Genomic DNA, 16794 nt, shown 5'->3' with positions numbered 1-16794 from the left:
GCCAAAGCTGAAAATGTAGATGTGATTGGTTTGAGTGGGTTAATTACGCCATCTCTTGATGAAATGGCATATTTAGCATCAGAAATGGAACGCCAAAATTTTACAATTCCATTATTAATTGGAGGTGCAACAACGTCAAAAGCACATACAGCTGTAAAAATTGATACGCAATATAAAAACGCAGTGGTTCACGTGCACGATGCTTCAAGAGCAGTAACAGTTGTTGGGGATTTATTAAATAAACGAACCAACCAAAAATACATTGGTGATATAAAAGAGGATTACGAGAAAGTTAGAGAAGGATATTTAAATAGATCATCAAAAAAAGAATATGTATCGTTGGCTGAGGCTCGTGAAAATAAATTTACAATTGATTGGAATGAATCGAAAATCGTGAAACCAAATTTTGAAGGTATTCAGGTTTTTGAAGATTTTGATTTAACTAAATTAGTTAATTATATAGATTGGACTCCGTTTTTTAGAACCTGGGAATTGGCTGGTAAATATCCTGCTATTTTAACCGATGAGGTTGTTGGAAAGGAAGCGACAAGTTTATTTGCAGATGCTAAATTAATGCTAGCTAAAATTTTAAATGAAAATTTATTAACGGCTAAAGCTGTTTTTGGAATTTTTCCTGCAAATTCAAATGTAGATGATATTGAAATATATGGTGATGATAAGCGCAAAGTTGTGAATACAACTATAAGAACCTTACGTCAACAGTTAAAGAAAAAAGAAGGGATTCCAAGTATTGCATTGGCAGATTTTATTGCGCCTAAAGAAACTGGAATTAAAGATTATATTGGTGCTTTTTGTGTTTCAACAGGTTTTGGAACTGCAGAATTAGCGGCAGCCTTTGAGAAAGATCACGACGATTATAATTCTATAATGGTAAAAGCATTGGCTGATAGATTGGCAGAAGCGTTTGCCGAATATTTACACGAAAAAGTACGTAAAGAATATTGGGGATATGGAAGTGCTGAACAATTAACCAATGAAGAATTGATTAAGGAAGAATATAAAGGAATTCGTCCTGCTCCAGGATATCCTGCGTGCCCAGATCATTTAGAGAAATTAACTATTTGGGAATTGTTAAGTGTAAAAGAAACTATAGGTGTTGAACTTACAGATAGTTTGGCAATGTGGCCTGCAGCATCAGTATCTGGATTGTATTTTGCCAATGAACAAGCCAAATATTTTGGAGTTGGAAAAATAACCATGGAACAAGTGGAAGATTTTGCAACTAGAAAAAATATAGATATTGAGGTGGCTAAAAAATGGTTGAATCCAAATCTTGCTTAAAGGTTTAAAAGTTAAAAAATTATTCATTTTTACTTTTTCATTTTTCATTAAAAATGCGTTAGGGATAGTAGCGGCATCCTTTTTAAAATTTATGAAACGTCATTACAAGGAGTTGGCAACGAAGTAATCTTTCGAATTGAGTAGGTTGCTACAAACTTTTTAGAAAAGTTTTAGTGTTGATAATGTTTTAAAAAGATATAGCGGAAAGCCCGACCCCTTGTGGGGAACGCCCATAAAATTAGTTGAAAGGTTGAATGGTTAAAAAGTTTAAAGTTTAAAAAGATATTAATTATTCAAACGCTAAAAGTTATTTAATTAAAAGTTTAAAAAATAAGTTAGATGTAAAGTTATAAAGTGTCAATAGCCAACAACTAACAACCAACAACAACACAAAATGAAGGTAACAGATCATATAAAAAATTCGAACGGAAAAACATTGTTTTCGTTTGAGATTGTACCGCCTCAAAAGGGGCAAAATATTCAGGATTTATACAATAATGTAGATCCTTTAATGGAGTTTAATCCACCTTTTATAGATGTTACAACCTCTAGAGAAGAATATGTTTACATTAAAAAAGAGAACGGATTATTAGAGCAAAAAATGACCAGAATGCGACCAGGAACGGTTGGAATTTGCGCTGCTTTAAAGTATAAATATGATGTAGATGCTATTCCGCATGTGTTATGTGGCGGTTTTACCAAAGAAGAAACAGAGTATGTTTTGGTAGATTGTCATTATTTAGGCTTAGATAATATTATGGCCTTACGTGGTGATGCCATGAAACATGAACCATATTTTAAACCAACAATTGGTGGTAATAATTATGCTACTGAATTGGTGAGTCAGATTAAAGAGTTGAACGATGGAAAATACTTGCATAATATTATAGAAACCACCAATAAACCAGATTTTTGCATTGGTGTTGCTGGGTATCCAGAAAAACATTTAGAAGCACCAAGTATGGAAACCGATTTAAAAAGGTTAAAAGAGAAAGTGGATGCGGGAGCCGATTATGTGGTTACACAAATGTTTTTTGATAATAAAAAATATTTCGATTTTGTAGACAGAGCTAGAAAAATTGGTATAAACGTACCTATTATTCCAGGAATTAAACCAATAGCTGTTCACAGGCATTTACAAGTATTGCCACAAGTGTTTAGATTGGATTTACCTGAAGAATTAATTAGTGCTGTTGAAGCTTGTAAAGATACCAAGCAAGTACGTGCAGTTGGAATTGAATGGGCAATTCATCAATCTAAAGAATTAATGGCAAATGGAGTTCCTGTGGTGCATTTTTATTCTATGGGAAAATCAGATAATATTAAAGCAATAGCTAAAGAAATTTTTTAGAATTACTTTTATTAATGGTTTTATAGATAAAAGTAATAAATGTAGAATTGTTTAGGAGAATAATTTGATTACTTTTGCAAAGTGAAATAGTAATTATTAATTAAAAAAATATATCATGGCATTAGAAGTAACAGATGCAACCTTTGAGGAAGTAGTATTAAAATCGGAAAAACCAGTAATGGTAGATTTTTGGGCAGCTTGGTGTGGTCCTTGTAGAATGGTAGCTCCAATTATGGAGGAATTAACTTCAGAATATGAAGGGAAAGCTGTAATAACAAAAATTGATGTAGATTCTAATCAAGAGTTTGCAGCAAAATATGGAGTTAGAAATATTCCAACAGTATTAGTTTTTAAAAATGGCGAAATTGTTGAAAAACAAGTTGGTGTTGCTCCAAAAGCTACATACGCTGAAAAAATTAATGCTCATTTATAAAATATACTTATAAAATGGTATGAAAAGGCTCAACATTTTGTTGAGCCTTTTCTTTTTATATACTATATTAGTTTTTTTAAATTATGGAAAACCTATCAGTAAAACATATTTCAGAATTAAATAATCTTGAATTGCTAGCAAATCAGGTGGTTGAAGGTTTTATTACTGGAATGCATAAAAGCCCGTTTCACGGATTTTCGGTAGAATTTGCAGAACATAGGTTGTATAATAATGGAGAGAGTACCAAAGATATTGATTGGAAATTGTTTGCTAAAACAAAAAAACTCTTTGTTAAAAAATATGAAGAAGAAACCAATTTACGATGCCATTTAATTATAGATAATTCGGCATCTATGAATTATCCCATAATTGAAAATCCTACATTGGAAAACCTATCTAAAATTAGTTTTTCGGCAATTGCCTCAGCCGCATTATTAGAAATACTAAAAAGACAGCGTGATGCCGTTGGAATAAGTATTTATAGCGATGAAATAGATTATTATACGCCTGCTAAAGGAAGTGAGCGTCACCGAAGAATGATTTTAGCTCAACTTGAATTGTTGTTAAAATCTCAGTCCAAAGCAACTACAAATACTTATAAAGCTTTGCATGAGATTTCTGAAAAAACACATAGAAGATCTTTAATTTTTTTATTTACAGATATGTTTCAAGTTTCCAAAAATGAAAAAGAACTATTTGAAGCGTTACGACACTTAAAATACAATAAACATGAGGTGGTTTTGTTTCATACTTTTGATGGAAAGTTAGAATATTCACTCGATTTTGGTGGTGAACCGAAAAAATTTGTGGATGTTGAATCGGGTGAAGAAATTAATTTATATGTAGATTCTGTACAGGAAAAATATAAAATTGAAATTGAAAAATATTTTAATGATTTGAAATTGAAGTGTATGCAGTATAAAATAGCGTACGTACCGGTTGATATTAGAAAAGGCTTTAATGAGGTGTTAATTTCATATTTAATTAGCCGAAAAAAATTTTTATAAAAAAATTAAAAAAAGCTTTGCAGAATTCAAAAAGGCGCTTATATTTGCAACCGCTAACAGCAACGGTTTGGTAGTTCAGCTGGTTAGAATACCTGCCTGTCACGCAGGGGGTCGCGGGTTCGAGTCCCGTCCAGACCGCAAAAGGCTTCTCATTGAGAAGCCTTTTTTTATGCGTTTTTGTTTCTGAGCCCAGTGTTTTCAAGAGGTTTGGAGATCTTCTTTATAAAATCAGATAAAGACATATAAAGACTTATAAAACTTTTTTCGGTACAAGGTTCGGTACAGATTGAAATTTTTAGTACTTTTAAGTATTCGAAAATTACAATTTTATGGCTTCAATAAAATATCTTTTAAGAAACAAGTCAACTACAAATGAAACTTCTATAAGTTTAAAAGTTTTGCTTCCTGAAAAAAAGGATTTGGTTTATTCAACTGGATTAAAAGTTGCACCACGCAATTGGGATTTTAAAAATCAGAAGGTGAGAAGTAAAGTGGAGGTTGAAGCAGTAAAGGCTATTATTAATCATAAATTAACTAAGATATATTCATTTGTTGATGAAGCATATTTGAAACTTCAGGTAGCTAATAAACTTACAAAAGAAAATTTGAAGTATGAGTTAGATGTTTATTTTAATAAAGTTACTGAGGAGAAAAAAATAGAGACGTTTTACGAGTATGTTGATGTGTTGATTGAAAATTCAAAAAAAAGGGTTGCTAAAGTTACTTGGCAAACATACTCAAGAACTTTAGAATTAATAAAGGATTTTGACAAGAGTGAAAACTATAAAATAGATTTTAAATCTATTAATATAGACTTCTATTTTTCATTTGTTGAGTATTTAGAAGATGTTGAGGAAATGTCTCCAAATACCATAGGGAAACAAATAAAGAACCTTAAAATGTTTATGAATAGTGCTAATGAAGATGGTATTACTGATTTAATGGGGCATAAGCACAAGCATTTTAAAGTTTTGAAGGAAGATAGTTTTCAAATTTATTTAAATGAAGATGAGTTGTTAGAATTGTCTAAATTAGAATATGAATTGGATAGTGTAGAGGATAGGGTGAGAGATTTGTTTTTAATGGGAGCTTATACTGGTCAGCGTGTGTCAGACTGGCGAAAATTGAATGAAAATAATATTTCTGTCTATGATGGTGTTTCTTGCTTTAAGTTAACTCAAACTAAAACCAATAATGAAGTAATTATCCCTATTCATCCTGTAATACAATCTATATTTGATAAAAGAGGAGGGGTTGCTCCAAAGTTTGTTAATGAACAGGATGTCAATTTGAAACTGAAAAAGATTGCTGAAAAAGCGAAAATTAAGGATAAAGTAAGTGAGAAGGAGAATATTCCTAAATATGATTTGGTTAGTACGCATACGGCTAGAAGGTCTTTTTGTACTAATGCATATAAAAATGGAATGGACACGCTTGCTATTATGCAATTATCAGGTCATAAAACTGAAAAAAGCTTTTTGACTTATATAAAAATAGGGAAAGAAGAGTTTGCAAAAAGGATTGCAAATCATAAATTTTTTAAATCAGAATAGAATTATGAATTACGGTGATAAACTTCCAGTAAGTGATATTAAATTGGTTAATAATAATGATTTTAAACATAAACTTAATAGGAAAATAATTCAAGATTTAGAAAATCATAATAAGGTTGCTAATACAGTAAAGTACGGTTTAAAAATCAGTGAGCACCTTCCCTCTAAAGTGTTGATAATGGTTTATAAGGATATATATAGGTTAAAGGAAGGGTTTTTTAATAAGGCGATATTATTTAAGGAATATTTCAATGAGTTTGAGAATAAAAGCAAAGTTGGAAAAATAAAGTATGAATGGCATACTGAAGAAGAAGATAAAGCAGAAGAATTTAATGTTTATAACGGAAATTTTTCAGCATATGTTTTAATACTTCAGAAATTATATTTTTTCTATTTCATAGAAGAGATTAATAGAAAGGATAAGTATTTTGTTAGTATTCTAGATTTTATAAATATAAAACATAAGGAGGTGTCAACAAATCCATTTAACTATTTTTTGATGGAATGTATGTCTAAACTTGTACTTGAATCTGAATTTACTTCAATTGATATTAAGGAATATGTGGAGTTAACATTAGATTTGATTTATAAAGAAATGGATAAGTCTAAGGGTAATATTTCTAAGGGTTTAAAAAAAGATGAAAAGAGTATTTTTTTAAACGATGAATACGAAGAGTTTTTTCTATTTATTTTAAATGAGAATGAAAATAAAAAGAACGGATCATTTTTTAGTACTCTTCATAGGTATTTAATAAAGGAAGCCTTTTTAGCTCAAGATAAAATTAAGCCAAATTTTTATTTTAAATACTTGAAAGAAAAGAACATATTTCAGTTTAAACAACCAAAGTTAATATCGCCTTCAACTTCGTCGGAGGAGAATCATTTTATCGAATTTGATAAACTTTATTCTAAGTTTATACTTCTAAAGGAATAGTTGAAAATAGGAAAAAATGACTTTTTTTCACTTTTTTTTCTCAAAATATTCTATTTTTTCCACTTTTTTTTCGTTTTAATAATTTTTCTCTTGAAAAATGAGAAAACTCGTTAATATATCTTGTAAAATCTAGTATTTTTCTTACTATATAGTTGTTAAGCTGTTGATTTTATGATTATTATGATTATATATTTGATAAGTAATATTTAAATCATAATTATATGAAAAAACAAATCACCCAAGTCCACAACATTACATCAGAGGACTTAAAAAAAGAAATTGTTACAGATGTTGTGACAGAGATGAGAAAGGAATTTCAGTTATTGACTGATAATTTCAAACAAAACCCCCCAACAGAATTTATAGACAGTAAAGAGGCTTGTAAAATTCTTGGTATTACGCTCCCAACATTATTCGATTGGAGAAAGCGAAACATTGTTCCATTTTATCAGATTGCGAATAAAATTAGGTTTAAGCGAGCTGATATTGAAAATTCAATCACAAGAATAAATCAATTTTAATTTTCAAGAAATGACAACTACAATTAACCTCAGAATTTCAAGTGAATTAAGAAATAAACTTGATGAATTAGCAGAAGAAAAGAATGTGTCAACTTCAGAAGTTACCAGATTAATTTTAGAAAACTATTTTGAAAATGAACTAGATTTTGAAGAAGAAATATACAATAGTGTACAAGATCCTGAAAATTTGTATGTGGAAGATAATGAAGGTTATTTTGAACAAAAATATAACGAATTACTAAATAAAGAATTGGAAATAAAACCTAGCTTAATTCATTCTTTAGAATTTTTACAGCTAGTTAGTTGGATTTTTGATCAAAAAGCACTTCCAATTCAATCTTATTCAAAAAAACAAAGAGAAAATTTTAGAGACACTATTATACAAATTAACGGTAATCCAATTTTTAGTCAAGATTTAAAAAAAGAATTTAATAAGGTTCTCGCTGATTTAATTAAAGTTGAAGATAGTTTCTTATATGGTTCTCGACAATTAGATTTTGCTAAAAAAGCATTTTTCAATGGCTTCAATTACAGAATATTAAAAGAATTTCTATTCGAGAATAATTGTGAATTAATTAAAAAAACTATTTAAAATGAACCTCAAAAAACCAGAAGATATTAAAGAGGCTATTGATCAAATTGATAAATCAAAAAAAGATAGATCAATTTCAATGCTTAAAGACATAATAAATCAGTTACCACAAGAATTCTCTGATTTAATTAATGAAACCTTCATACATAAAAGAGTACCAAAAGAATATTCATTAACCTCTATCCTCTATGCTTTAAGTACATCTATTGGTTTAACTTTTTATATTGAAGCATTAGGGTATATAAATTATGCAAACCTTTATTTCGCAATTATAGGAAGTAGAGGAGATACCAAATCTGAAGCTATGAAAATTGCAGCGGAACCATTAAAGGAACTTGACGATATGGATTATGACATATATAAAGAAGATCTAAAAAATTGCAACGAAGATACCGAAGCCCCTGAAAGGAAGCAGCTATTAATACAAAATGCTACTATTGAAGCGGTTCATAAAACTCATTATGAAAATCCAAATTCAGTAGGGATCTTCAACGATGAAATATTTTCATTGATTGAAAAAATGGGAAACCCGTCTAGTAGAGATGGTGTTGCATGGAGAACTTTTTTATTGGAAGGTTTTACAAATGGTTATGTTGATATTTCAAGAAAAACGACCAAAAGTTTTAGGTTAAGCAAAACGTATCCAACGCTATTAGGTGGCTTACAACATCAATTTATTCCAAAACTGTTTGCCCATGGTAATTTAGAAAGTGGATTTATTGATAGGTTATTATTTACCCCAAAACTCACTAGAAATAATAAGTTGTCTAAGAGTCAAATATCAAACGAAATAAAAGATGCCTATAATAAATCAATTTTTAATATCATAGCTTATAAAAGACAAAGTGAACAACCTGAAGAAACTATTAAGCAATTTCAAATTAAGCTATCTATTCAAGCAGAAGATTTGCTCTTTGAATATTCTCAAGAATTGATAAAAAAACAACAAAATGCTGAGCCAATAATAAAAGAGTATATGTCTAAAATGCAAATCTCAATTCATAAATTTTGCTTGTTGGTTCATATGATGAAAAATTCAAGCAACTCCAATTTTATATCTACTTTAGAATTGCAAACTGTTGAACTTGCAATCAAACTCAATGAATTTTACTTTAATAATTTTAAAATAATACTCGAAGAAAATCTATCTCAATCTGATAAAGAACCAACATTAGGTCAAATAATACAACTTGCTAAAAAAAATAACGCTTCACAAAAGGCAGTTGCTGAAGTTACTGGATTGCATAAAGGAACTATCTCAAAAAATTGGCCTAAGAGCGTAAACAACCAGCAACTGGAAACTCCAAAACCTATTAAGAATACAGGGTAATAGTTTTATATAGTGTGAGTTACAGTTTAATTATCAATATTTAAAAGTTGCCAGTTGCCAGTTGTGAAAAATAATTTAATTAAAATAGAACAAAAATATGAGTTTAGTAATAAACGAAACCTCAACTTAATAACACCTTGTTGTAATAAATCCAATAAGAACGGCAAGTTTGTAAATTATAAGGAACTTCCTGAGGTATATGGATATTGTCATTCGTGTGGTAAAGCTAACTTACCTCCTAATCTCTATAAAGATGAAAAAGGAAACGAATATATATGGAATGATTTAAATAATTGCTTTGAACCAATTGTATCACATTCGTATTACAAAAATGTGTTACAATCGCATTACAATAGCGTAATACAGTGTGATACAAGAGGTGCAAACTGCAAAAAAGCAATAAAATACATACAAAAAGAGCTTGTTTTGCAGTTTTTAAACTATAAACCAGAAAACAACTTGTTGCAATACCTACGTAATACATATAATGAAAAGAAAGTTGATTTTATTAAAAAACTGTATTACATAGGTACAAGTAAAGATGGCGGAACTGTTTTTTGGAGCATAAATAAAAAAGGTTTAGTTCAAAAAGCAAAAGTTTCATATTATAAAAAAGATGGAAAAAGAACCAACTATTTTAAAGTCCCCTATAAAAAGGAAGATGGTTATTATAATTGTTTATTTGGAGAACATCTAATTGATTTACCTGAAAATAAAAATAAATCTATTATTCTAGTTGAAAGTGAAAAAACTGCTATTGTATGTTCTTTACACTTACCAGAGTTTATTTGGCTAGCTTATGGTGGAATTAATGGCTTGACCAACAATAAAATTGAAATTTTAGTAGGCCGAAAAGTTATTTTAGCACCAGATATTAGTGAAAATGCAGTTAAAATAATGAATAAAAAATTACCTCATTTAATAGAATTGGGTATTTATGCTAAAATTTGGGATATGACTGAAGGTAAATCCGATGACCAGTTAAAAAAGGAAGGCTGGTACAATTGTGATTTAGAAGATGTTTTCAGAAATTTCTCCTAAATTCAAAATTTTAAACACTTCATTTTTTACGTTTTAAACCATCAAATATTTTTGGATCATTAGTTCTTAAATATGCCAATATTCTATTTCCTTGTGGAGTTACAGCTAAATTAAATTCTTGTTTTAATCTCCGACCATTCATGATAATTAATTTAATTTCTTCATGTTGAATATTTTCTGGTTCTTTTTCACTCTGTTTTTTTCTTATAATTGGCTCTTTTGTTAAAATGGTGCTTTGATCCAGTTTTTCTAAAATAAGTTTTTGAGTTTCAAAAAGCTGATCAACCTTCAAAATCAATTCGTTTAATTTATCTTCCATAATTTTTTATCCTTATTGCATTTTAAGTTTATAAACTTAAAAATAAAAATAGAGTATTTCAGTCATAAAAATTCATTATTTATTGAGGTTGAAAATAGACAGTTAGTCATTTATAAAATAAAAGGTAGTCCTGTCTAAATAAATATTCTATTTCTTAACATCCTTTAATAATTCATCGTATTTATTGATTATAGGATCATACCAGTCTGTTTTATCTCTTGCCCAAGAAATCCAGTTTTTCAGTTCAATAGTTAAAATATTTTGGTCAATAGCATTTTTTTCTACAGCATTGATATAGTTTCTGATTTTTTGTGTTTTGTCATAAAGATTTGCATCATTAACTAAATCATTAAATTTTGATATTTCATTATTTCTTTTTGCTTCAAATTTCTTCCTGATTTCCTCCTCTTTTTCAAACTTAATGCGATTTATTCTGTTTATTTCTTTCCATTCTAACTCTTGTTTTGCATAAAGTTCTGAAAAAGCAACTATTTCGGCTAGTCTTGTTTCAATAAGATTTTTGCCGTCAGTTATTTCTTTTTCTCGTGAGTATTCACCTATTTTAAATACAAATTTACCAGTTGGGATATATTCACTAGTACTCCATTTATCTTTTCCAGGTATTCGTTTAGTTTTCTCTCGCAAATGAAAATAAATTTCTATTCCTTTTATATTTATTCTAATATACCTGTTTATGTTTTCTGTCAAAGAATGTCCTCTATATCTCAATAATTTAACGAAAGCATCCATAATCCTTAAAGCTCTTTTTTTATCTGCAATGTCATATCTAATTGGGAGCGTTAATTTATTAAAATCAGCATAGCGTCCATTTTTTTTTAAATATTCAAACTCTTCTATTGTATTTCTTGTCAAAATATCTGGGTTCAGTAGTTTGGAAGGAACTATTACTGGAGCTTTAGGGTCATTTTCAATTTCTTTAGTTAAAATTGATAGGGGAGATGTATCGTAATTTTCTGATTTTCCAGCTTCTCTAATAATTAGTTTAATCATATCATCTCCTTCATAATCGGCATTTAATTTTTCAATATTTACAGGTTTATTGAATTTTAATTTTAGCCAATGTCCTCCCGTTGGATATAGTATATTCTTGTTATTTAAGATTGTTTGAAACTTTGCGTTAGAAATTGCATATTTTTCCAAAATTTTAGTTCTAGGTAGGGTCCAAACTAAGTTGTAAAGTTCTTTTCGAGTAAAAATTTCTTTATCCATATTAGAGAGATTATGAAGTTCTTAAATTTATGGAAAAAAGGAATGTAATTCTATGTGTTGAAAAAGAATTGTTAATTTTATTACTTAAAAAAAGGTTTTCTACTTTTAGTTTTCATTTAAAGTTTGCGTATATTTATTTTTTTAAAAAAAATGAATAAAAAAGAGCTAACAGAAAGAGATATTTGCACCAAATTCATTAACCCAGCTATTGAAAAGGCAGGTTGGGATATGAAAAGACAAGTAAGAGAAGAGGTGTCTTTTACGGATGGTCGTATTATTGTCCAGGGTAAATTATATACTCGTGGAAAAAGAAAAAGAGCTGATTATATCTTATACTATAAATCCAATATTCCTATAGCTATAATTGAAGCTAAAGACAATACAAAGCCAGTAGGAAATGGAATGCAACAAGCGTTAGAATATTCTGAGATTTTACAAATTCCGTTTGTGTTTACTTCAAATGGAGACTCTTTTGTATTTCATGATAAAACGAAAATAACTGGAGAAATTGAGCAAGAAATTTCTTTAAATCATTTTCCTTCACCAGAAGATTTGTGGAAAAAATATTTAAAGTATGTAAATATTGAAACGCCGCAAGCACAAGACATAGTAGAGAAAGATTATTATGTTGATGATAGTGGTATGAACCCAAGATATTACCAACAAAACGCTGTAAATAGAACGTTAGAAGCTGTTGCTAAAGGACAAGATAGGATCATTTTGGTGATGGCTACGGGAACTGGTAAAACATATACTGCTTTTAATATTATTTGGAGGCTATGGAAAACTGGAATTAAAAAAAGGATATTATTTTTAGCTGATAGAAATGCACTATTGACACAAACCAAAAATGGAGACTTTTCTCCTTTTGGAAATGACATTATGCATATTATTAAAAACAGAAAGATTGATAAATCTTATCAAATATATTTTGCATTGTATCAAGGTTTAACAAGTAATGATGAGGCTAAAAATGCTTATAAAGAATTTAGTCAAGACTTTTTTGATTTAGTTGTAATAGATGAGTGCCATAGAGGAAGTGCATCAGAAGCTTCTGCTTGGAGAGAAGTTTTGGACTATTTTAGTTCAGCAACACAAATAGGTTTAACGGCAACACCTAAAGAAACTAAAGATGTTTCAAATATGGAATATTTTGGAGAGCCTGTTTATACTTATTCATTAAAGCAAGGTATTGATGATGGTTTTTTAGCTCCATATAAAGTAGTGAGAATTACCACAAGTGTTGATGATGGTTGGAGACCAACAGCTGGTTTAATTGATAAATATGGCAATGAAGTTAAAGACCGTATTTACAATTTAAAAGATTATGACAGAACTTTAGCAATTGATGAGCGTACTGAAATTGTAGCAAAAAAAATCACTGAATATTTAAAAGCTACAGACCGATTTGCAAAGACTATAGTGTTTTGTACAGATATTGATCACGCAAATAGAATGCGACAGGCTTTGATTAATGAAAATGCAGATTTAGTTGCTAAACATTGGAATTACTGTGTGAAAATTACGGGTGATGATGAAGTTGGTAAACAAGAACTGGATAATTTTACCGATGTTGAAGAGCGTTTTCCTGTAATTGCAACAACTTCAAAAATGCTAACCACTGGTATTGATACAAAAATGGTGAAGTTCATTGTTTTAGAGTCAAACATACAATCTGTTACAGAGTTTAAGCAAATTATAGGTAGAGGAACACGTATAAGAGAAGCTGAAGGTAAAGTGTATTTTACCATTATGGATTTTAGAAGAGCTACAAATATATTTGCTCGTCCAGATTTTGATGGTGACCCTGTACAAATTTATGACCCTCAACCTAACGACCCAGTTGTGCCACCTGATGAAGATGATACTATACCACCAGATGATGGAGAGTCAATTAATCCTGACGATTTTAAAACTACGACTCCAGATATAGATATTGATAATGAAGAGGAGGAAGTAAAAAAATACTACGTCAATCAAATTCCTGTTTCTATTATAAATGAGCGTGTTCAATATTATGGAAAAGATGGTAAATTGATTACGGAGTCTTTAAAAGATTATTCTAGAAAAAATATTGAAAAGGAATTTACATCACTTGATAATTTTATCCAACGATGGAATAATTCAGAAAAGAAAGAAGAGCTTATAAAAGAATTAGCAGAACATGGTGTTTTGTTGGAGGCACTTCGTGAAGATGTTGGATTGGATTTAGATGATTTCGATTTGATTTGCCACATTGCTTTTGACCAACCAGCGTTAACAAGACAAGAACGTGCAAACAATGTTCGTAAACGAAATTATTTTGGTAAGTACAGCGAAACTGCACAAAAAGTGCTAAATAGTTTGTTAGATAAATACGAACAAGAAGGTATTACGTCCATTGAACAAGGGTCTATACTAAAAGTAAAACCTTTAAATGAAATGGGTTCTCCTGTTGAATTGGTTCGTGCTTTTGGTAAACGTAAAGACTTTGAGCAAGCCGTTAAAGAATTAGAAACTGAAATTTATAAAACGGGAGCATAAATGGATTTGAGAATAGACGTAGCATATTATGATGATGTTGAGGAAAATCTTCTGCAAAAAAATTACCCTAATGAATTTGAAAGAATAGATCAAATTGTTAAAGCAGGATATATTAAAGTTCCTTTTGCAGATTTTAAGACTTATAGTCAAATGCATCATAGAAATTCTGAATATGGTAAATTAAATTCTTTCACTACTATTCAAGAAAATATTGGAGATTTATATGGAAATGTTAATGTGTATACAGGGTTTGAAATAGAAACTGGACGGTTTTATACTGAATATCCTAATAACAATGAACAAAATCATGTTTCTGAATCAATTGGATGCGGAGGTGCTTTAAGTGTTTTGAGCCAGATTTATGGGCTTACTCAAGCAGATTGGCAAAGAATTAACATCCAAGGGCATAAAGATTTTGATTTTGACAGTGCAGTTATTGAAAATTTCAATAAAATGATTGTTGTTGAGGCTAAAGGAAGTATTGTGTCTGATAATTCTTTAAAATCAAATTTTTCATATCATAAAAGCAATATAAAAGAAAAAAAAAGCGATGAAGGTTTTAAAAGCAAATATGCAAAAGGCACTGACCTCTTAATAGGAGGAATTACTGTAATTGATAAGGTAAATCACGCAAAAATTTATCTAGTTGATCCGCCTGAAGTCTCTCAATTGGATGAGAAATTTAGATTAAAAATTAAAATACTTAAAAGACTAACGTTTTATTTAGATTGGATATCTATCATTAGTAAACGGGCATATTTTACAATAGCCCTTAAAAATAGAGTTAAAGCCCTTGAAAAAATTGATGATATAAGTAAATTAAATTTTTTGGCCTTGGTTAATGCAAGTAATAAACAGCTACAAGTAAGTGATGATTTTGTAAAATCCAGAAGTAATATAGGAGGGACAATTATTGGCAATCTATCTGAAATAAAATCAAAGAAGGCTGTTTTTATTGGTTTAAATATGGAGCTTTACAATTTAATTATGGAGCAGGATTTTAAAGGTATTTCCAGCTATAAAGCTGATAGTTTCATTGGGAATAGAAGGATTGATATAAAAATATCTGGAAAAAAAGCTGAAAGTTCTGAATTTATCAGAAATATAGATGTTGATTATAGAAAAGGAAGGTCTGAATTATTTCATTTCATTGTTGAAGATGCAATTGTTTTTCAAAATTCTGCAGGTGTAATTTATTCTATAATAACAACTAAAAATAAATATAGTTTACCATATGAGTAACATAACAACAAACATAAAAAGCATAAGAACAATTATGCGTAAAGACGAAGGAGTAGACGGTGATGCACAGCGTATATCGCAAATGGTGTGGATGCTTTTTATGAAAATATTTGCCGATAAAGAAGAAGAATGGGAAATTACCATAGATAACTACGAATCTCCAATTCCTGAAAAACTTAAATGGCAAAACTGGGCAGCTAATGATGAAGGATTAACAGGTGATGCCTTAATGGAATTTATCAATAACGAATTATTTCCTGCATTGAAAGAGTTGGATATTACCATAAGTCCACAAGCTCATATCATTCGTTCAGTATTTGATGATACCTATAATTATATGAAAAACGGAACACTCTTCCGTCAAGTAATTAATGTGATTAATGAAATTGATTTTAATAGCACAACAGAACGTCATTTATTCAATGATATTTACGAAACCATTTTAAAAGAATTGCAATCTGCTGGTTCTTCTGGGGAGTATTACACACCAAGAGCTGTAACACAGTTTATGGTAGATATGATTAACCCACAACTAGGAGAAAGCATATTAGATCCAGCTTGTGGTACGGGTGGTTTTTTAACTTGTACAATAGACCATGTGCGAGATCAAGTTAAAACACCTAAAGATAGAGATATACTACAAACATCTATTAGAGGTATTGAAAAAAAGCCTTTGCCACATTTACTGTGCACTACCAATTTAATGTTACACGGTTTTGATTTGCCTGCAGTACGTAGAGATAACTTATTAAGTAAGCCCTATGCCGATTGGGGAGCAAAAGATAAGTTGGACATTATTTTAACCAATCCGCCTTTTGGAGGGGTGGAAGAAGATGGTACAGAAACCAACTTTCCTCAAAAATTTAGAACTAAAGAAACAGCCGATTTATTTTTAGCCTTAATTATTAAGTTATTAAAAAATAATGGGCGTTGTGCTATTGTATTGCCAGATGGTACGTTGTTTGGTGAAGGAATGAAAACACGTTTAAAAGAAGAGTTATTAGAGCGCTGTAACTTACATACCATTGTACGTTTACCTTTAGGAGTGTTCAATCCATATACAAATATTAATACAAACCTGTTGTTTTTTGAAAAAGGCACACCCACTAAAGAAGTGTGGTATTATCAACATCAATATCCAGATGGTGTCAAGAACTATAATAAAACTAAGCCTATCAATATTAGAGAATTTGATGCTGAAAAAGAATGGTGGAATAATAGAGTTGAAAATGATTTTGCTTGGAAAGTGTCTATTGAAGAAATTAAAAAAAGAAACTATAATTTAGATATTAAAAATCCAAAAGATCAAGTACAAGAAGAATTTGATTCATCGAAAGATATTCTAAAAAGGCTTTCCGAAAGCAATAAAATTGTAGATGAGTTATTGTTGAAAATAAAAGAAGCCCTTAATTAATT

Annotated in this window: 15 protein-coding genes and 1 tRNA gene; 14 read left to right on the top strand and 2 right to left on the bottom strand. The window is 29.7% G+C overall.

Translation table 11 applies throughout. The features are described from left to right. The 11 genes from ABY298_RS02585 to ABY298_RS02535 form a co-directional block, all read left to right on the top strand. The coding region (locus ABY298_RS02585) for a vitamin B12 dependent-methionine synthase activation domain-containing protein (protein WP_372744431.1) at window positions 1-1302 on the top strand (1302 nt) is incomplete at its 5' end. Window positions 1303-1696: 394 nt separating this feature from the next. Next, window positions 1697-2653: a methylenetetrahydrofolate reductase [NAD(P)H] gene (metF, locus tag ABY298_RS02580; RefSeq protein ID WP_372744430.1), complete on the top strand. Its 957-nt coding sequence runs from the start codon at window positions 1697-1699 to the stop codon at window positions 2651-2653. Window positions 2654-2768: 115 nt separating this feature from the next. Further along, window positions 2769-3086 (top strand): thioredoxin, encoded by a 318-nt coding sequence (gene trxA, locus ABY298_RS02575; RefSeq protein ID WP_372744429.1) that lies wholly within the window; start codon window positions 2769-2771, stop codon window positions 3084-3086. A gap of 83 nt (window positions 3087-3169) precedes the next feature. After that, window positions 3170-4093 carry a DUF58 domain-containing protein gene (locus ABY298_RS02570; RefSeq protein WP_372744428.1) on the top strand — a complete coding sequence of 308 codons (924 nt, stop codon included), beginning with the start codon at window positions 3170-3172 and terminating at the stop codon, window positions 4091-4093. A 64-nt stretch (window positions 4094-4157) separates the two neighbouring features. Further along, window positions 4158-4231: transfer RNA gene (locus tag ABY298_RS02565), tRNA-Asp, on the top strand. 191 nt (window positions 4232-4422) lie between these two features. Further along, window positions 4423-5646 carry a tyrosine-type recombinase/integrase gene (locus tag ABY298_RS02560; RefSeq protein ID WP_372744427.1) on the top strand — a complete coding sequence of 408 codons (1224 nt, stop codon included), beginning with the start codon at window positions 4423-4425 and terminating at the stop codon, window positions 5644-5646. Between the two features lie 4 nt (window positions 5647-5650). After that, window positions 5651-6580, top strand: coding sequence for a hypothetical protein (locus ABY298_RS02555; RefSeq protein WP_372744426.1), 930 nt, complete (start codon window positions 5651-5653; stop codon window positions 6578-6580). Between the two features lie 221 nt (window positions 6581-6801). Next, window positions 6802-7101, top strand: coding sequence for a helix-turn-helix domain-containing protein (locus tag ABY298_RS02550; protein WP_372744425.1), 300 nt, complete (start codon window positions 6802-6804; stop codon window positions 7099-7101). Between the two features lie 10 nt (window positions 7102-7111). Beyond that, window positions 7112-7693 (top strand): CopG family transcriptional regulator, encoded by a 582-nt coding sequence (locus ABY298_RS02545; protein WP_372744424.1) that lies wholly within the window; start codon window positions 7112-7114, stop codon window positions 7691-7693. A 1-nt stretch (window position 7694) separates the two neighbouring features. Then, complete coding sequence (locus ABY298_RS02540; protein ID WP_372744423.1) at window positions 7695-9023, top strand: DUF3987 domain-containing protein; 1329 nt, start codon at window positions 7695-7697, stop codon at window positions 9021-9023. Window positions 9024-9086: 63 nt separating this feature from the next. After that, window positions 9087-10064 (top strand): DUF6371 domain-containing protein, encoded by a 978-nt coding sequence (locus tag ABY298_RS02535; protein WP_372744432.1) that lies wholly within the window; start codon window positions 9087-9089, stop codon window positions 10062-10064. 19 nt (window positions 10065-10083) lie between these two features. On the opposite strand, the gene ABY298_RS02530 is transcribed toward ABY298_RS02535, so the two are convergent. Both ABY298_RS02530 and ABY298_RS02525 read right to left on the bottom strand, forming a co-directional pair. Further along, window positions 10084-10383, bottom strand: coding sequence for a hypothetical protein (locus ABY298_RS02530; RefSeq protein WP_372744422.1), 300 nt, complete (start codon window positions 10381-10383; stop codon window positions 10084-10086). 147 nt (window positions 10384-10530) lie between these two features. Continuing rightward, the gene (locus ABY298_RS02525; protein ID WP_372744421.1) at window positions 10531-11613 is read right to left on the bottom strand and encodes a hypothetical protein; all 1083 of its coding nucleotides are present in this window, start codon (window positions 11611-11613) and stop codon (window positions 10531-10533) included. A 150-nt stretch (window positions 11614-11763) separates the two neighbouring features. On the opposite strand from ABY298_RS02525, the gene hsdR reads away from it, so the two are divergent. The 3 genes from hsdR to ABY298_RS02510 are packed head-to-tail and all read left to right on the top strand — an operon-like array spanning window position 11764 to window position 16792. After that, window positions 11764-14136, top strand: a complete 2373-nt coding sequence (hsdR, locus tag ABY298_RS02520; protein WP_372744420.1) for an EcoAI/FtnUII family type I restriction enzme subunit R — start codon at window positions 11764-11766, stop codon at window positions 14134-14136. Next, on the top strand, window positions 14137-15378 hold the full coding sequence (locus tag ABY298_RS02515) for a hypothetical protein (protein WP_372744419.1): 1242 nt from the start codon (window positions 14137-14139) through the stop codon (window positions 15376-15378). Beyond that, window positions 15371-16792 (top strand): N-6 DNA methylase, encoded by a 1422-nt coding sequence (locus tag ABY298_RS02510; RefSeq protein WP_372744418.1) that lies wholly within the window; start codon window positions 15371-15373, stop codon window positions 16790-16792. Before ABY298_RS02515 ends, ABY298_RS02510 begins: the two co-directional genes overlap by 8 nt. Window positions 16793-16794 lie beyond the last annotated feature (2 nt).

Origin of the sequence: Lutibacter sp. (genome assembly GCF_041596795.1) — a bacterium.
GTDB lineage: Bacteria > Bacteroidota > Bacteroidia > Flavobacteriales > Flavobacteriaceae > Lutibacter.
Note: the sequence above shows the minus strand (reverse complement) of the source record. Positions and strands in the feature narration are given on the sequence as shown.